The organism is Candidatus Oscillochloris fontis (genome assembly GCF_004138135.1).
Taxonomy (GTDB): Bacteria; Chloroflexota; Chloroflexia; order Chloroflexales; family Chloroflexaceae; genus Oscillochloris; species Oscillochloris fontis.
On record NZ_RYFD01000030.1, the window covers coordinates 1 to 17,916 of the forward strand.

Annotated in this window: 15 protein-coding genes; 13 read left to right on the forward strand and 2 right to left on the reverse strand. The window is 57.4% G+C overall.

Going from position 1 to position 17,916, the window contains the following annotated elements; translation table 11 throughout:
* The 11 genes from EKD03_RS18835 to EKD03_RS12080 all read left to right on the forward strand — a co-directional run.
* Positions 1–209, forward strand: a 209-nt coding sequence (locus tag EKD03_RS18835) for a hypothetical protein (RefSeq protein ID WP_238613503.1), incomplete at its 5' end; no start/stop codon positions are given.
* A 117-nt stretch (positions 210–326) separates the two neighbouring features.
* Positions 327–1,361, forward strand: coding sequence for a F0F1 ATP synthase subunit A (locus tag EKD03_RS12035; protein WP_238613504.1), 1,035 nt, complete (start codon positions 327–329; stop codon positions 1,359–1,361).
* Between the two features lie 87 nt (positions 1,362–1,448).
* Positions 1,449–1,682, forward strand: a complete 234-nt coding sequence (atpE, locus tag EKD03_RS12040) for an ATP synthase F0 subunit C (RefSeq protein ID WP_129631000.1) — start codon at positions 1,449–1,451, stop codon at positions 1,680–1,682.
* Positions 1,683–1,750: 68 nt separating this feature from the next.
* Positions 1,751–2,245, forward strand: coding sequence for a F0F1 ATP synthase subunit B (locus EKD03_RS12045; RefSeq protein ID WP_129630902.1), 495 nt, complete (start codon positions 1,751–1,753; stop codon positions 2,243–2,245).
* Positions 2,246–2,330: 85 nt separating this feature from the next.
* Entirely contained in the window at positions 2,331–2,819 is a 489-nt protein-coding gene (gene atpH / locus EKD03_RS12050) for an ATP synthase F1 subunit delta (RefSeq protein ID WP_129630904.1), read from the forward strand.
* Positions 2,820–2,930: 111 nt separating this feature from the next.
* On the forward strand, positions 2,931–4,496 hold the full coding sequence (gene atpA, locus EKD03_RS12055; RefSeq protein ID WP_129630906.1) for a F0F1 ATP synthase subunit alpha: 1,566 nt from the start codon (positions 2,931–2,933) through the stop codon (positions 4,494–4,496).
* A gap of 70 nt (positions 4,497–4,566) precedes the next feature.
* Entirely contained in the window at positions 4,567–5,439 is an 873-nt protein-coding gene (locus tag EKD03_RS12060; protein ID WP_129630908.1) for a F0F1 ATP synthase subunit gamma, read from the forward strand.
* A 43-nt stretch (positions 5,440–5,482) separates the two neighbouring features.
* Positions 5,483–6,901, forward strand: a complete 1,419-nt coding sequence (gene atpD, locus EKD03_RS12065; protein WP_129630910.1) for a F0F1 ATP synthase subunit beta — start codon at positions 5,483–5,485, stop codon at positions 6,899–6,901.
* Positions 6,902–6,958: 57 nt separating this feature from the next.
* The gene (locus EKD03_RS12070; RefSeq protein ID WP_129630912.1) at positions 6,959–7,372 is read left to right on the forward strand and encodes a F0F1 ATP synthase subunit epsilon; all 414 of its coding nucleotides are present in this window, start codon (positions 6,959–6,961) and stop codon (positions 7,370–7,372) included.
* A gap of 201 nt (positions 7,373–7,573) precedes the next feature.
* Complete coding sequence (mreB, locus tag EKD03_RS12075; protein WP_129630914.1) at positions 7,574–8,584, forward strand: rod shape-determining protein; 1,011 nt, start codon at positions 7,574–7,576, stop codon at positions 8,582–8,584.
* Between the two features lie 2 nt (positions 8,585–8,586).
* Positions 8,587–9,285, forward strand: a complete 699-nt coding sequence (locus EKD03_RS12080) for a class I SAM-dependent methyltransferase (protein ID WP_129630916.1) — start codon at positions 8,587–8,589, stop codon at positions 9,283–9,285.
* Positions 9,286–9,725: 440 nt separating this feature from the next.
* Here EKD03_RS12080 and EKD03_RS12085 read toward each other — a convergent pair whose 3' ends face one another.
* Both EKD03_RS12085 and mce read right to left on the reverse strand, forming a co-directional pair.
* Positions 9,726–10,724 carry a DinB family protein gene (locus tag EKD03_RS12085; RefSeq protein WP_129630918.1) on the reverse strand — a complete coding sequence of 333 codons (999 nt, stop codon included), beginning with the start codon at positions 10,722–10,724 and terminating at the stop codon, positions 9,726–9,728.
* Positions 10,721–11,152: a methylmalonyl-CoA epimerase gene (gene mce, locus EKD03_RS12090; RefSeq protein WP_129630920.1), complete on the reverse strand. Its 432-nt coding sequence runs from the start codon at positions 11,150–11,152 to the stop codon at positions 10,721–10,723. Before mce ends, EKD03_RS12085 begins: the two co-directional genes overlap by 4 nt.
* Positions 11,153–11,454: 302 nt before the next feature.
* Between mce and EKD03_RS12095 the strand changes: the two genes are divergently transcribed.
* Positions 11,455–13,599: an ATP-binding protein gene (locus tag EKD03_RS12095; RefSeq protein ID WP_238613505.1), complete on the forward strand. Its 2,145-nt coding sequence runs from the start codon at positions 11,455–11,457 to the stop codon at positions 13,597–13,599.
* Between the two features lie 53 nt (positions 13,600–13,652).
* Positions 13,653–17,873 (forward strand): adenylate/guanylate cyclase domain-containing protein, encoded by a 4,221-nt coding sequence (locus tag EKD03_RS12100; protein WP_129630924.1) that lies wholly within the window; start codon positions 13,653–13,655, stop codon positions 17,871–17,873.
* Positions 17,874–17,916: the final 43 nt, after the last annotated feature.

Consider the following 17,916-nt stretch of genomic DNA (forward strand, 5'->3'; position numbering starts at 1 on the left):
ATCGCTGCGGTTACGGCGTATTGGGCGAATCAGCCTGCCCCACAATTACTGCCTGCTGGGGGGGCGTGAACGGATACGGCTTCGGCAAACTCAGCCAACGGCTGATAGTTGGTGCAAAACTTCTCGTGACATCCGATATTCACTCCTCGTTTGCAGCGCCCATTGAGCTATGGTATACTCCGGGCGATTTTCTGCTAGGCATCTCATAGGAATATCAACTGCTCACCCTCCCGACTAGCGGCGAACAGTTGACGTTTTTTTGTGCTTCAGGCAGAATGTTTGTGAAAGAGTTCTCAATTTAATCAAAGGGAGAGGGGATCGCCACGATGCGAAATCGGATCCTCACAGTCTTGGGAGTACTGGCGGTTGTTGGTGTCGTCATGTATTTCCTCGGCTTTCGGATGACCAAGGAAGACCTACACATCTCTGCCGCCGCAGAACCACTCTTCTGCATCGGCGGCACGATTGAGGGTGAGCACTGTTCGGCGGGGACGATCTTGCCCTTCACCAACGCAGTTTTGATGACGTTGCTGGTAGATGCTATTCTGGTCGGGATTGCATTTGGCATTGGTCAGCGGCTCCAGATGGTACCACGCGGGTTCCAGAACATCATCGAGTTGTTAATTGAGTTCTTCTACGACTTTGTGCGTGGAGTGGACAAGAAGAACGTAGCGAAGTTCTTTGCTCTGCCGATGACCATCTTCCTCTTCTTCCTCTTTGGCAATATGCTCGCGCTAGTGCCAGGGGTTGGGAGCATCGGTGTCTGCCGCCCGTATGCAGCGGAAGAGAGCCACAACACCGAGGCCACAGAGGGAAGCCACAGTACCGAGGCGGCCACTGAAGAGCACGGCAGCGGCACAATTGTTGATCTAGCCACCTTCCCCGGTGCGTGTGATCACAACGGCAACCTGATGGTTCCCTTCTTGCGCGCTCCGGCTGCCGACCTGAACGTCACCTTTGCCTTCGCCATTGTGGCGGTCTTTATGGTGGAGTTCTGGGGCTTCCAGGCGCTAGGGATTGGCTACCTAGGCAAGTTCTTCATTAACCCGGCCAAGGAAGGCGTGATCATGACCGTTGTGGGGCTACTTGAGCTCTTCTCCGAGATCATGCGTATTATCGCGTTCGCCTTCCGAATTTTCGGCAACATTTTTGGTGGTGAGGTGGTTCTCGCAGTGATGATCTTCCTCTTCTCCTATTTGTTGCCGCTGCCCTTCTACGGCCTTGAGGTCTTTGTGGCCTTCATCCAGGCCGTTATCTTCGCCGTGCTGACCGTCGTCTTCGCCGCGCTGGCGGTGCAGGCCCACGGTGGTGATCATGGTGATGACCACAGCCACGCTGGCAATGAGGCCAAGGCTCACTAGATCGCGTTTTTCGTTGGGGGCGATCCGCCACTCTCATCTTGACAGATACACTTTTCTAGGAGGAATTCGGCAATGGAAGCGACGGGAATGACTGACGACGGGTTGCGACTTCTCGCAATGGCGCTGGCAATTGGTATCGGCGCTGTTGGCCCGGGTGCGGGCATCGGTATGATCTTCGGGAGCGCGATTGAGGCGATGGGCCGCAATCCTGAGGCTGAGGGCCTCGTGCGCACCTATATGTTCCTCGGCTTCGCACTGACCGAGGCGCTCTTCATCTTCGGCCTCGTGTTCGGTCTGCTGATCGGTTTCAAGATTATCTAATTGTATCCGACCAGACCCACCCGTTGGTGACCTTTATGGTGGCAACGGGCGTAAATGAGGAGTAAACAGTGGACAAGTTGGGTATCAATTGGGGCTTGTTGATAGGACAGCTCTTCAATGTGATCTTCCTGGTCTGGCTGCTCGGTCAGTTCCTCTACAAGCCGGTGCTGAACATGCTCAGTGAGCGCACCCGGCGCGTACAGGATAGCTTGGCTGAGGCGGATCAAGTGAAGCAGCAACTCGCCAATGCGAAGAAGGACTACGAGGCGGAACTGGCCAAGGCACGCCAGGAGGCCGCTGGGATTGTAGCGCAGGCCCACGAACGGGCCAAGGTGCAGGAGGTCGAGATTATTGCCCAGGCCCGCCGCGATGCTGATCGCATCCGCGAAGAGGCTCGTGCTAATGCATCCCAGGAGCGCGATACGCTGCTGAGCGATGCGAAGGGCAAGATCGCCGAACTGGTGACGCTCACCGCTTCGCGGGTGATCGGCGCTGAGTTGCAGGCCAAGGGCCACGATAAGCTGATCGCCGAGTCGCTCTCCGCCCTGGATCGCCGGAACTAGCGGGCTTTGTCCACCTGGAGGCTGACGAAGGGGGGGCTAACTCCCTTCGTTCTGCCAATGGGTGGCAACCCTCATGGATAACGATATGGCAACCACAGTTGATGCCAAGGCGATTGCGGGGACACTCTACGACGCGCTATTCGGCGCGGCCCTTGAGCAGTTGCAGGCGGCGGCGACCAAAATCACCGCTCCCTCTGGTGATGTAGCACAGCAAATCAATGCTGCGCTGCCCGCCGATGCACTGCCGCAGGTACGTAACTTCCTGCTTGGCCTAGCAAAAGAAGGACTGATCGATCGGGTCGTTGATGTGGCCCAAGCATTCAGCACCCTCGCCGCCAATCCGTCCGCCCAGGCGCTTACCGCCGTTGTTACCAGTGCTGTTGCCCTGAGTGTCGAGCAGCAGGCCACCATTGTTGCCGACCTGCGCACGCGCTATGGGAGTGATTTGAGCGCTACCTTCGCGGTTGATGAGTCGCTGATCGGCGGTCTGATTATCCGCGTTGGCGACCGAGTGCTCGATAATAGCCTACGTACACGCCTCAGCGCCATTCAGCGGAATATGATCACCAGTTAGGGGATAGGGAACAGGGGACAGGTTCGGAGGGGCGTATGTGCTCAATGACCAGAACTGTTTATTGGACCCTGTCCCCTCTCTCCTATCACTTCACTCAGGAAGATTTACTCTATGACTATCACTGAAGACCTTATCTCCCGGCTTAAGGCCGGGATTACTGCGGGCGTCGATCTCAAGCCGCGCCAAGTAAATGTCGGCACGGTCGCCTCTGTTGGTGACGGTGTCGCACGTATCGAGGGGCTAGAGAATGTCGTCGCGTCCGAATTGCTGGAGTTCCCAGTCAAGGCTGGACGTAACGAGCCGATCTTCGGTATCGCCCTCAACCTCGAGTCGGATAATGTCGCCGCGATCATCCTCGGTGAATCCGTATCAATCGAAGAGGGTGATCAGGTCAACTCCACCGGGCGCGTCATCTCGGTACCGGTCGGCCAGAGCCTGCTCGGTCGTGTCGTGAATCCGCTCGGCCAGCCTGTTGATGGTAAGGGGCCGATTAAGAGCGATACGCTGCGCCCGATTGAGCGCATCGCCCCTGGCGTCATCACCCGTAAGTCGGTTGATATGCCTGTCCAGACTGGTATCGTTGCAATTGATGCCCTCATCCCGGTTGGTCGTGGTCAGCGTGAGTTGATCATTGGCGACCGCCAGACAGGGAAGACGGCGGTGGCGCTCGACACCATCCTCAACCAGAAGGGTGAGGGGATGGTGTGTATTTATGTCGCCATCGGCCAGCGCCGTGCTCAGGTCGCCCAGGTTGTGGGTGTGCTAGAGAAGTATGGTGCCCTCGACTACACCATCGTCGTCTCCGCCTCGGCCTCCGAGTCGGCGGCACTCCAGTATATCGCCCCCTACGCCGGTTGTGCGATGGGTGAGGAGATTATGGAGAACGGGGTCATGGTGGACGGCAAGTTGGTCAAGGATGCGCTGATCGTCTATGACGACCTCAGCAAGCACGCCGTGGCCTATCGCCAGGTTTCGTTGCTGCTGCGTCGCCCCCCCGGACGCGAAGCCTACCCCGGCGACGTCTTCTACCTGCACTCGCGTCTGTTGGAGCGCGCTGCGCGCCTCAACGCCGAGAATGGTGGCGGTTCGCTGACCGCGCTGCCAGTCATCGAGACCCAGGCCAACGACGTGTCGGCCTACATTCCGACCAACGTGATCTCGATCACCGACGGCCAGATCTACCTCGAATCTGACCTCTTCAATGCTGGCCAGCGCCCCGCGCTGAACGTCGGTATCTCGGTCTCCCGCGTAGGTAGTGCGGCACAGACCCGTGCGATGCGCTCGGTGGCCGGGAAACTGAAGGGTGAGTTGGCCCAGTTCCGCGACTTGGCGGCCTTCGCCCAGTTTGCCTCGGATCTGGACGCCACCACCAAGGCCCAGATTGACCGTGGTCAGCGGCTCCAGGAGTTGCTCAAGCAGCTCCAGTACAACCCGCTACCAGTGGCTGATCAGGTAGCAATGCTCTATGCAGCCAACAACAACTACCTTGAGGATGTGCCAGTCGCCAAGATTACCCAGTGGCGTGACGACTTCATCGCCTTCCTCAAGACGGCCCGCCCCGAGGTGCGCAAACTCATTGATGACAACAAGCTGGATCGCAAGTTCCCCAGCGATGAAGTCAAGAACGCCCTCGAGTCGGCAATCAAGGAGTTTAAGGCCACGAGCAACTACAACTAATTGGAGATGGTAGATGATAGATTGTAGGCAGTCTACAATCTATCATCTACGGTCTGCAATGGAGTGACATATGGCGAGTAGCCGAGAAATTAAGCGGCGCATCCGCTCAGTCAAGAATGTGGCCCAGATCACCCGCGCAATGGAGATGGTCGCAGCCTCCAAGATGCGCCGGGCCCAGCGTAATGTGCTGGCAGCCCGGCCCTATGCTGATCGGATGCGCGATCTGATTGGTGAACTGACCGTGCGCGTGGTTGGTTCTGCGAAGAAGGGTTCACTCCTTGAGCAGCGTAGCCAGGTACGACGGGTCGGGTTGATTATCGTCACCCCCGACCGTGGCCTGTGTGGTAGCCTGATCGCCAACGTGGTGCGACGAGCAGCACGTTTCATTCTTGACCAGCGGGCCATGGGCCGCGAGGTTGATGTCTTTACCTATGGCAAGAAGGGGCGTGACTTCATCCTGCGCTCAGGCTATACGCTGGCGGGCGAGATGGTGAAGATCGGTGATGCCCCCAAGATCGAGGATATTCTTGGCGTGGCGATTGAAGCCGTCAAGGGATTTGAATCTGGTCGCTACGACGAACTCTATATTGTCTATAGCGAGTATATCAATACCCTGGTTCAGCGCGCCACGATCAAGCAGTTGGCACCGGTTGAGGCTCCAACTCCGGCCAGCGGTGCCCGCGCTGACTTTACCTATGAGCCGAGCCAGGAAGAGGTGTTGTCCGAGGTGCTGCCTCGCTATGTCGAGTCACAGATCTACCAGGCCATTCTGGAATCGATTGCCAGCTTCTACTCGGCTCAGATGGTCGCCATGCGGAATGCAACCAAGAGCGCCAAGGATCTGGTGAAGGATCTCACCCTGACCTTCAACAAAGCACGTCAGGCCGCGATCACCAAGGAAGTGAGCGAGATCGCGTCCGGCGCGGCCGCCCTCGCAGAGTAGCAACCAACGAGGGCAGGAACCTGCCCTCGGACGGAGGATAACAATGTCGCACGGAAAAGGGACAATCGTCGAGATTATCGGCGTGGTGGTCACGGTCAAGTTTCCAGTTGGCCAGATCCCCGAAATCTATAACGCGCTGGAAATTCCGCTCGATGGTGGCGCATCGCTAACCTGCGAAGTACAGCAGCAGCTTGGCGATGGCTATGTCAAGGCGGTGGCGATGGGTACCACCGATGGCCTGCGTCGCGGGCTAGAGGCAATTGATACGGGTCTCCCCATTGCTGTGCCGGTCGGCCCAGCAACGCTGGGGCGGGTGTTTAATGTGCTCGGCCAGCCAATTGATGGGGCCGGGCCGGTAGCGGCCAGTGTCGAGCGCCGCCCGATCCACAACGCACCACCCTCGTTTGAGGAGCAGAGCACTGAGGCCCAGGTCTTCGAGACGGGCATTAAGGTCATTGACCTGATCGCCCCCTTTACCCGTGGTGGTAAGACCGCCATCTTCGGTGGTGCCGGTGTGGGTAAGACCGTGGTCATCCAAGAACTGATCGCCAACATCGCCAAGGAGCAGTCGGGCTTCTCGGTCTTCGCCGGTGTGGGCGAGCGCTCGCGTGAGGGTAACGACCTGATCGCCGAAATGCGCGAATCCCAGATTGACGACAAGACCACCGTCTTCGACAAGACGGTCATGGTCTTCGGCCAGATGAATGAGCCACCCGGAGCGCGTCTGCGCGTCGGTCTGACTGCGCTCACCATGGCCGAGTACTTCCGCGATGAGGGCCGCGACATCCTGCTCTTCGTGGATAACATCTTCCGCTTCGTGCAGGCCGGTTCCGAAGTCTCCTCGCTGCTGGGGCGTATGCCTTCGCAGGTGGGCTACCAGCCGACCCTGGGCACCGAGATGGGTGAGTTGCAGGAGCGCATTACGTCAACCAAGCGTGGTTCGATCACCTCGATGCAGGCGGTGTACGTGCCCGCCGACGACTACACCGACCCGGCTCCGGCGACGGTGTTTGCCCACCTCGACGCGACTATCTCGCTTGAGCGCAGCATCGCCGAGCGCGCCATCTTCCCGGCGGTCGATCCGCTGGCCTCAACCTCGCGCATTCTCGACCCGCACGTGGTGGGCGAGGAGCACTACCGCGTGGCCCAGGATGTCAAGCGCGTCCTCCAGCGCTACCGCGACCTGAAGGACATCATCGCCATCCTCGGTATGGAAGAGTTGGGCGATGATGACAAGCTGACCGTATCGCGCGCCCGCAAGATCGAGCTCTTCTTCTCGCAGCCCTTCACGGTGGCCCAGCAGTTCACTGGGCGTCCTGGCAAGTATGTGCCGGTGGCCGAGACAGTCAAGAGCTTTACGCGGGTGTTGGCCGGTGAGGGTGACCACATCCCGGAGGGCTTCTTCTACATGCAGGGAAGCTTCGACGAGGTTCTGGCGGCCTACGACGCGGCACAGAAGTAGGGGTGCGCTCTAGGGGTGGCACATGGCCACCCCTAGCCCACCACAAGGAATACATCTATGCCCATGCATCTTGAGATCGTGACCGCAGAGAAGGTCGTCCTCTCCGAAGAGGTTGATCAAATCAACGCCCCCACCCGCGATGGGCAGATCGGCGTGCTGCCTCGTCACGAGCCGCTGATGACCATCCTCAAGCCGGGAGAGATGACGATCATTAAGAATGGTGAGCGCATCCCCTTTGCCGTTTCGGGCGGCTTTATGGAGGTGTTGTCAAACCGGGTCATCATTCTGGCCGATACGGTTGAGCGCGCCGATGAGATTGACGAGGCCCGTGCTGAGCGTTCACGCGCACTGGCCGAAGAGCGGCTGAAGAATGCGCAGACAGATCGTGATATTGCGATGGCTGAAATCAAACTGCGTAAGGAGGTCGTGCGCCTCCAAGTCGCCCAGATGAAGAACATCCGGCGGCAGTAGACTGTTTTTGTTATTGTTTGGTGGCTTCGCCACCAAACAATAACAAAAAAGATCTTCGGGGGCAACTTGCTGCCCCCACCCCCCAACGGGCGAGAGGGCAACCTCTCGCCCGTTGTGGTGTATAATGACGCCTGCTCTGCCAATCATGGCACCACGACACAACACGCAGGCGCATACGTCTGTACGAATATAGAGGGATATATGGCGCGGAAGATCGGGATTGACCTGGGTACAGCCAATGTGCTGGTATATGTCAAGGGGAAGGGGATCGTCCTCTCGGAGCCATCGGTGGTGGCGCTCTCCAAGCGCGATAGCCGGGTGAAGGCGGTGGGCGCGGATGCACTGGCGATGCTAGGACGTGAGCCGGAGAGCATCGAGGTGGTACGTCCGATGCGCAACGGGGTGATCGCCGATTATGAAGTGACTGAGGCGATGCTGAAGTACTTCATCGGGCGAGCCACCGGGCGTTTCCGCTTCTCCAAACCTGAGGTGATGATTTGTATCCCCGCCGGGGTCACCAGCGTGGAGATGCGAGCGGTGCGTGATGCCGCGCTGGAGGCCGGGGCGTCGCGGGCGTGGTTGATCCGTGAGCCACTGGCAGCCGCGATTGGGGCCAATATCCCGGTGGCGCAGCCATCGGGCAATCTGATCATTGATATTGGCGGCGGCACCACTGAGGTCGCGGTGATCTCCCTGAATGATATTGTGGTCAGTACTTCGGTGCGTGTGGGTGGCAATAAGTTTGATGAGGCGATTGCGGCCTATATCAAGCGCAAATATAACATGCTGATTGGTGAACGGACTGCTGAGAGTGTGAAGATCGAGATTGGCTCGGCCTTGCCGCTTGAGCGCCCGTTAACCGCCCAGGTGCGTGGGCGTGACCAAGTGGCGGGGTTGCCACGCACTATCGAGGTAGATAGCAACGAGATCACCGAGGCCATCCAGGAGCCGCTGGAGGCAATTGTGAGTGCGGTGCGCGCCGTACTGGTCGAGACGCCGCCAGAGCTCTCCTCGGACATTATTGATAAGGGCATGGTGATGACCGGTGGTGGCTCGATGCTGCGCCGGATTAACGAGTTGCTCACCGAAGTGACGGCGGTTCCCTGTTATGTGGCCGATCAGCCCGCCTCGTGTGTGGCGATTGGTACCGGCCTAGCTCTGGAGAATATTGACATCCTGCGCGATAGCCTCAGCGGGGATGACCTGAACTAACTATGAAACAGAAACTCAATCCCCCCGCGACTGGGCTGGTGTTAGAGATTGGCAGCGGCGACAACCCCAATCCGCGTTCGAATGTGCTCGTGGATCGCTTCCTTGGCTCCGACAACCGCGAGCGCGGTGGCGACTTAGTGGTGGATCGCCCGTTTGTGGTGGCCGATGCACACCATTTGCCGTTTAAGGACGGGGCATTCGCGTATGCGATCTGTTCGCACATCCTGGAGCATATGGATGAGCCGGTGCAGTTCGCCAATGAGCTTCAGCGCACCTGCAAGGCGGGCTACATCCAAAGCCCCTCCGAGATTGCCGAGCGGCTCTTCCACTGGTCGTTCCACCGCTGGTATGTGAACCTGGAGGGCGAGACGCTGGTGTTGCACCCCAAGGAGCCGGAGGAGCCATTCGGCGAGCTCTTCGACTACCTCTACGAGTATAATCCGGCCTACTACTTCTTCCAGCGTAGTATGCCCGATCTCTTTTGGATCGAGCGCGAGTGGCAGACGGGCAATCTGAAGGTGGAGGTGCGTGAGGAATCGCCGCTGCCACTGCGTGACCCCGAAGCGCTGCGCGCCCTCGTCGCGGCACGTAGCTCAACCCCCAAGTTGATCGGACTCTTCTTTGCGGCGCTGGCGGCGCGGGCGTTGCGCAGCGGGCCGCGCAAGTTGGTGCGGCGCTTGTTGAAGCGGAGTTATGTGTGAGAAGGTTGGGGCTTACCTTGATAAACACATCTGTTCCTGTTGACATATAGGTACAGGTCTGATACCATGGATCTACACTCCCCGCACCGCTTCGGTGGTGCGGCGCGAACCCTCATCGGTACTCGATGGGGGTTCTGCTATATTGGAAAAACTATGCGCACCATCATCTATGTTGACGGATTCAATCTCTAGTATGCCTCGTTCGTCAAACCAATCCGCCAAAACATCCTCCGCAATAGCCAGTTCCCACCTTCACTTACTGACAGTGTTGGTACATTCCACAAACCAAAAACTTGGTAGGTCTCGATAAAGATAGGGTATGGTGCAAAGCTATTGGGGCTGCGTCCCAAACTCGAATTTGTGTTGTTTTTTGGCGGCTGTTCCGTCAAAAAACAACACAAAAAGATCTTCCGGGGCAGATTCGCCCACCAAGGGCGCATCTACTCCCCGCGTAGCACCTCAGGAATGACGCTCTGGGGCAATTTGAGCGGGTTGGGATCAGATTGATGGGCTAGGAGTTCATGGCGGATCTGGGCCATCTCGATCAGGTGGCCGCGCTCATGCTCGATAACCCAGTTACCCTGATGGGTGAGGGGAATCGTACCGAAGATCTCGTGGTAGCCAGTGCGATGCCACGCCGCCGGAGTGAGGCCGCGTAGCAGGTTGATCGTCTGGTGACGGCTCGTCTGGTAGGCTTCGAGCAGATCGGCAATCCGGTGATCGTTATAGGGCTTGGCACGCGCCAACGTGGGCGGATGGGCGCTAGGTAGGCGTGGGTTTTTGGTTTCGAGGATCAGCCAAGCCCGTTCGCGGAAGACCACATCCATATCGGTGAGGTGGCCAATCAACTCCTTGAGCGAATGGGTGATGGGGCGGTACGAGAGTTGGGCATCGTTCAAGCCCTCCACAATCGCCCGCAGGGTTGCAGCGGTCTGTTCCAAACGTCGCATGATCGTGCTGGGGCCAAAGACACCCATCGATTCGGCTGCGCTAAAGCGGATGAAGCCTTCGCGCACCGTACCACAAATGGCGCACACATCTGGCAGATCGCCCTCGATCAACTCGCCACAGTTGCCACACACACCGAGGTCGCCGATCTCCTCGGCGGTAAGATCGCGCTGCTCGGCAAGGGCACGAGCCGCCCGACTCATCAGATCGCGTGAGAGCGGGGTTGTCCCCGTCACCGGGCCAGTTGCCACCGTCTCTGGCTCCAAGCCCTCTAGGGCGCGGCGGATGTTCTCCGTCGTCGTCCCTACCTCGCCGAGCGCCTCGAAGGCGCGTTCGGCGCGGATGCGCTTGACCATACTCGAAGCCTCAAAGATCCGGGCGATGTTATAGTACCGCTCACGACGTGCCTGGGTAGCCCAGACATGGTAGGCGGTATAGCCCAGACTCATACTACAGAGCAGGAGGCGATTCTCATCTTGGTCGCTGGTCATGCGTGGGATTCCTCGTGGCTGGCCGACTGGTGCTGCACCAGTTCAACCAGAACACCCTGCCCGCCCGCCTTGGGGTGGACAAAGGCGACCAGGGTATTGTGAATACCGGGGCGGGCTTCGCGGTCTATCATTGGCACGCCTCGGCTACGCAACTCAGCCAGAGCAGCGGCAATATCATCAACGCGATAGGCAATGTGGTGTATCCCCGGCCCCTTCTCGCGCAGGAACTTGGCAAAACTGGCATCTTCGGAGGTTGGGGCGATCAGTTCGAGGAGCGTGTCGCCCATCCGGGCCACGCCAATATCGGCGTGGCGTTCGGGCAGCGCAATGCGCTCCCACTCCATGATACCGAATGCCTGGCGGTAGTGCGCAATCGCCGCATCCACGTCGGCAACCACAAACCCAATATGGTCAATCAGTGTAAACATGTCTCTGCCTCCAAGGTGTAGCGGATGGGTAAAGTCCTGGGGGCTACGCCCCAAACCCCAAAGTTTCTGATTTTTTGGCGGCTGCGCCGCCAAAAAATCAGAAACAAGAGATCTTCGGGGGCGGCTGCGCCGCCCCCGAACCCCCACCGGAGGTGGCTTTGCCCATACTCTAAGCGGATGCGGGTATTATACGCGCCGATAGGTTATTTCGGCAAGAATATGCGTTGAGGTTAGGGCTATGCGGGCATATCTTAGGATACAATAGACACGCACACCCTCTCTATAGGCTAGTAGCGATGGCAATGCAGTCCGATCAATCGGTACAGGAATTGAGCCTCCTTCGTGATGTGGCGCGCCTCTTAGCGGCGGATGAGCCGTTACCCCTGCGACTGCACAACTTCTTTTTGGTATTGCGCGAGCAGATCCACTACCGTGATGCGCGGATCACCTGCTGGCTGCAATCGGCGCGCCCAGGAAGTAGTCGGCAGCACTTCTACTCGCCCGATGCATGGCCCTACCCGTGGAACGACTCGTTGACACGGACGGTTGCGCGTGAAGATGCGATCACCCGCCGCATGATCGGGTTAGGGATCGGGGGCACGGCGGGAGCGCAGTTGCCCGCAGCACGGGCGGCCTATGTGGGGGTCGCCATCCGTTGGGGTGGGCGCTTGTGGGGGGTGCTCGAACTGCGCGCCGAGGATGCTGCGGATGTGCAGGTGGTCTCGGATGCGCTGATCCATGGCGTGGTGCCCCAACTTGCAGCGGCGATTGCGGCGGCGGGCGCACAGCCAGAGTACCTAGCGCGTACCGAACGGAGTAGTGATACGCCCACCGGAATCACCCTGCGCAGTGATGATAAACAGCGCCTGCTTGCGCTGCGGAGCAATCTGGATGCCGCGATTGACCTGCACGAGATGCTCAGTTTGCTGTTGCGGCAAGCAATGGAGACCAGTGGGGCTGAGACGGGGGCGGTGGCGCTGGTGGATCACGAGCAGGATGAGTTGGTGTTGCATACCTTTGAGGGCTTTAGTGCTGAGGTGAAGCCGACCCTTCAGAGTGACCCCCGGCAGCGCTGGAGTATCCATAACGGGCTGGCGGGGCAGGCGGCGATCAGCCAGCGCGCCTTGTTGGTGCGCGATGTGACGGTGGAGCCGGGGTTGCACGCGGCGAGCGCGGGCTTACACGCCGAACTGGCCGCACCGATCATCATCAATACCGCAACAGCGGCGGTGCTCATCCTGAGTAGCCCGCGCTCCGATGCCTTCGGTGAGGATGAGTTGGCCTTTGTGCGTGCGTTGTGTGCGCGTGCGGCGTTGCCGCTCAGTCGGGCGCTGCGCTACCAGGAGGCGATTGAGAACGCACTCTACTTAGGCCAGGTCTTTAGCAATCTGCCCACCGGCTTGGCACTGATTGACATCAACGGCAAGGTGCTGCGCTCCAACCCAGCGTGGGATCTGTTGTGGGGTCTGCACGGGGTGGCGCACCACGAAACCTTCCATGTCACGCTGGATCTGATTGAACATCTGCTACCACGACTGCAAGAGCCACTCAAACTGACCGCTTTCTTCGATCAGATGCAGCGGACACCGGGCAATGATCTGCTCACGACGGTGCATCTGATCAGCCCGCGTCAAGATCTGGAACTACGTGCGGTACCGACCCGCGACAGCAAGGATCGTATCACCGGGCGGTTGTGGGCGGTGAGTGATGTGACCCGCGAACGCGAGGCGGATCGGCTGAAGAACGAGTTTGTCTCGATTGTCTCGCACGAACTACGCACTCCACTAACCTCGATCCTGGGCTACACCGAACTGTTGCGCACCCGCGAGTTTGCGCCGGAGGAGCGGCAACAATTCATTACCACCGTTTTTAATGAAGCCGAGCGGCTCTCGCAGTTGGTCGAAGATCTGCTCGGCATGTCGCGCATTGAGGCGGGCAAGGTCAAACTGAATCGCTGGGTGATCTCGCTGACCAACATTGTCTACGAACTAACCACCCAACTCAATACATCACTGATCAAACACCGCTTGCTGATTGACATTGTGGGTGAAATTCCACCAATCTATGCTGACCGCGACAAAGTGAAGCAGATCATCTTCAACCTACTGACCAATGCGATCAAGTATAGCCCGGAGGGTGGCGAGATCCAGTTGATGATCCGCGAGGCGCAGCGCCGCGATCTGCCGGAGGATCATCCGGTGGGGCAATGGATCGTGGTGAGTGTGCGTGACGAGGGAATTGGGATTGCGCCAGAGGATCTTCCACGCATCTGGGAGCGTTTCTACCGCGTGGATAACACCAATACGCGCAAGATTGGTGGCACCGGGCTAGGGCTGAGCATCAGTCGGGCGCTGGTGGAATTGCATGGTGGGCGGATTTGGGTGACGAGTACGTTGGGGCAAGGCTGTCGGTTCTTTTTCACCTTGCCGGTGGCGGGGATGGTATAATGGAAAAAGCTTTGTTACATCCTATACACTTCCATATACGCTAGGAACAAAAAATGCAACCTGTTTCTCGGCCCACAGCGATACTGCGACGGCTGTTGAACCAGGAACTATTCGCACATGTCACCTCCACGACGCCAACGCAAGAGGGAATTGCTGCGGCTATTACTCAATTAGAGCGTGAGATAGGTGCGCTGGCAACTTTTGTCCCCGAACCAGTCATCGTACAACACCTCAACACCCCAACCCCCGGGAACGTGAGCGGTGCCTTCTGGGAGGGCTCAATCCTCTTTGCCGATCTCTCTGGCTTTACGGCACTTTCAGGAACATTGAGCCGCTTAGGAAAACAGGGTGCAGAAGAGATCTCCAGTATTATCAATGCCCTCTTTGATGCGCTCGTCGTCGAGATAAGCATGCATGGCGGGGCATTGCTCAAGTTTGGCGGCGATGCACTAACCGCCTTCTTTGATGCACACACGCTTGGTGGCGATCATGCCCATCGAGCGTGTCATGCTGCCCTCTCCATGCAAAAGCGGATGACCCAATTTAGCGCCCTCGGCACCCGGGCGGGTATCTTTCGGCTACAGTTACGGATCGGTGTCCATAGTGGACGTGTATTCGCGGCCCATGTCGGGGATCAGAGTCATATCGAACTGGTCATCACCGGGGAAGATGTTAATCGTGTAGCACTCGCGCAGGAGATTGCGAGAAGCGGTGAAATTGTAATCTCAGATGCAACACGATTACTGATCAATGATGCAGATCTGGCCGTTCGCCGCACGGGGTTCTTTCACCTGTGTGAGGTTCAAGGGCCAGTACCACCACCAATTGCTTCGACGAGCCGTAGCCTCATCGAGCAATGCGTACTGCAAGCCCATCATAGCGGCGTTGACGGGATCATTGCCCTTGCGGAGCGCATTGCCGCCCTCGAACCATACCTTCCACACAGCATGCCTCGGCGCTTTCTGTTAGCAACCGAGAGCTTGGTTGGTGAATTTCGCCCCGTCACAACCCTCTTTATCCATTTCTGGCCCTTTAGTGACATGCTCACCTTTCTGCGACACAATCCGAGCCTCGCAGCACAGATACTCAATACCTACTATCAGCGAGCACAAGAGGCTATTCATCAGTTTGGTGGAATTGTTAATAAAGTAGACATGTACACCCATGGTGATAAGCTCATGGCACTCTTCGGTGCGCCGTTTGCCCATGAAGATGATGCGGAACGTGCCGTGCGTGCCGCGCTCATCATGCGGCATGTCCTTGAGGCGGCCAATGCCGAGATTAGCCAGATATTGCCGGAATGCCCGTTACACATACATCAGCGTGCCGGGATTAATACCGGCATCGTATTTGCAGGGCTGGTTGGGGGCACGATCCGACACGAGTATACGGTGATGGGGCAGGCGGTCAATCTCGCCGCGCGCCTGATGAGTAGCGCAAGTGAGCAGAGTGTCGTGATTTCACCCGCGACACGCCGCGCAGTTGAACACCGTTTTCTCTTGCACGAGTTACCACCTGTCAATCTCAAAGGGATTGAGCAACCCGTCGCGATTGCAGAAGTTGTGCGTCCGCTACTTGATGAGAAAGCCCCACAGCGGCGGATTGGACTTAGCCATGATGTTGTTGGTCGAGTCAGCGAGCTTGCGCAACTGACCGCAGCCGGACAAGTGGCCCTTGGCGGCAGCGGGCGACTCGTAGTACTCATTGGTGAAGCGGGTGTTGGTAAGACATGCCTGATTGATGCAACCTTACGCCGCTTGGCGCATCCATGCGACGATCCTGAGTCGTTAGAGTCACCCTACCGCTTGTTACAGGTAGCAAGTGAAAGCTACAACCAGACAACACCCTTCAATACCCTACGCCAGTTGTTACGCTTAGTGTTAATTCCTGAAGCGTATGGGGCAACGATAGCCTCTATGGTGCAACAGGTTCATACACGAGTTACCGAACTTGTACCGGATCTGGAGCGTTTCATCCCATTGTTGGGTGAAATCCTGGGCTTACCAATCGTCGAGACGAGTCTGATCACGGCGTTGAGTGCCGAGCAACGCCGTGATCGTAGACGCGAAATGATTGCGGCGATTCTCCTTACTGCTGCCCACCAGCGCCCGCACGTTATCATTCTTGATGATTTACATTGGATTGATGCCTCATCACTCGATCTCTTAGCAACAACCTTTGAACAACTTGCAACTGCACCACTCTTGATTCTGGCTGCCCATCGTCCTGAGCCAACTATTCATGCAGTCTATCGTCATCTGGCCCAGTGTCTGATCTTAGAGATTGGTCTGCTATCAAGTGATGAAGGGCGTGAGCTTATTCGGCGCATCCTTGGATCAGTACCACCACCAGAACTGGAAGAATTGCTGTTGGCAAAAAGCCACGGCAACCCCTATTTTATTGAAGAGTTCCTGCATGGGCTACGCGATAACGGTGAATTGGTACGTACTGCCGAAGGCTACCATCTGAGTGTTCCCGCAAGCGCCATACGTATTCCCGATAGTATCGAGGGGGTCATTACTGCACGGCTTGATCGCCTTGAGGAACAGACCCATGCCATTTTACAGGTTGCGTCGGTCATTGGGCAGCATTTCACCTATGCGATTTTAGCCCATCTAGTGAGCCGTGCGGACACGCTCTCCTATCAACTCGACCGGCTTGATCAGGCGGCCTTGATTGCGCACGAATCATCACATAGCGCCCTGGACTATCTCTTTCGCCACGCGCTGATCCGTGATGTCACCTATGAGAGCCTCCTCTTTACGCGGCGACGTGAGCTCCATCAGCGTATCGCTCAGATCATCGAAGCGGCGGGGGGCGCAGATGCTGATGATCAATTAAGCCTGTTAGCACGCCATTACCTGCTTGCCGAACAGTGGTCGCAAGCCTTTACGTATCATGTGCGGGCAGGCCGCTTGGCTCAAAAGCGATTCGCAAACCGTGAGGCCATTACCTTCTTTACTGAAGCAATGAAGCTGCTTGATCAGCATGCGTCTGATATTACACATGAGCATGCAGATTCGATAGATGATGTGGTTATTGAAGTTCATGAGCGTCTTGGTTGGTTATACAACTTGGTCGGTAATTATGATCTATCGCTAACTCATTACGAAGTTGCACTGGCCATGCTGCATGCTACAGCACTGATTCCACAACTACGTCTATTCCACCATATCGCCCGTGTGCATGAGCAGCGTGCCGATTATGAAACGTCCTTTGCATGGATTAGCCGTGCCGAAATACTCCCAGTGGCAGATACGCATCCAATCAAGGTGCGCTGTCTGTTACTAGGAGCGGGCATGCATGCACGGCAGGGTCGCTATCAACAAGCGCTTGAACTCACCAATCGCGCATTGGAAGCAGCCGAACAGGACAACCATCAGCATAATCAAGCCCATGCCCTTAAACTGCTCGGAAATACATGGATCAACATGGGCGAAAATGGCCGTGCCCGTGAGGTGCTTGAACGAGCAGTAACGCTCTACCGAAGCGTTCATGATCTTAAAGGCTTGGCCGATGCGCTGAACGATCTAGCCACCCTGTACCATGAATTGGGCGAACTTGAAGCGGCGCGCACAACCTATGAAGAGGCTATCGAGTTAGCCCAGACGGTTGGTGATGTCTATAGTGAGGCCATGATCGCCAACAACTTAGGCGATCTCTTCAAATTGGTAGGCCGCTATGATGCCGCAGTAGAACAATTTGAACGCAGTCTACGCCAGTTCACAAAACTAGGTTCGCAGTATGGTATTGCGGTTCTACAGCTCAATCTGGGCGCAACATGGCTGGATCACGGCGACCTTGCGCGCGCCGCAACCTATTTTGATCGTGCCGATCATCTCTTGACGGCCCAAGGTGCCGAGGATGTCCGCCCCGAACTTGAGCGCTATCGGGCGCAGTTGACGCTACAACAGGGTGATCTTGATGGTGCGCGGGTTGCAATTGAGCAAGCATTGGAGACGGCCCAACGCCTAGAGGCTCACGGTGAAGAAGGTATCACACGCCGGATGTATGCGCAGATCTTGGCAACCTATGGTGATCACGCTACCGCTTGGATCGAGTTGGAACGTAGCTTGGCGCTACTACGTGAAGCAGATAGCGCCCACGAAATTTGTCGCACATTACTGATGCAAGCCGATCTCGCCCCCGTAATCGGGTATGCCCAACTAGGGCAAGGCGCACTTGATACAGCAGTAGCACAGCTTCATCTTATTGGCGCACGCCACGATCTAGACACGGCTGAACGTATCCGTACGCGGCACGGCTATCACTAGACCCCCTATATACCAACGCTAACGGATTAACAGCCTCGGCTGC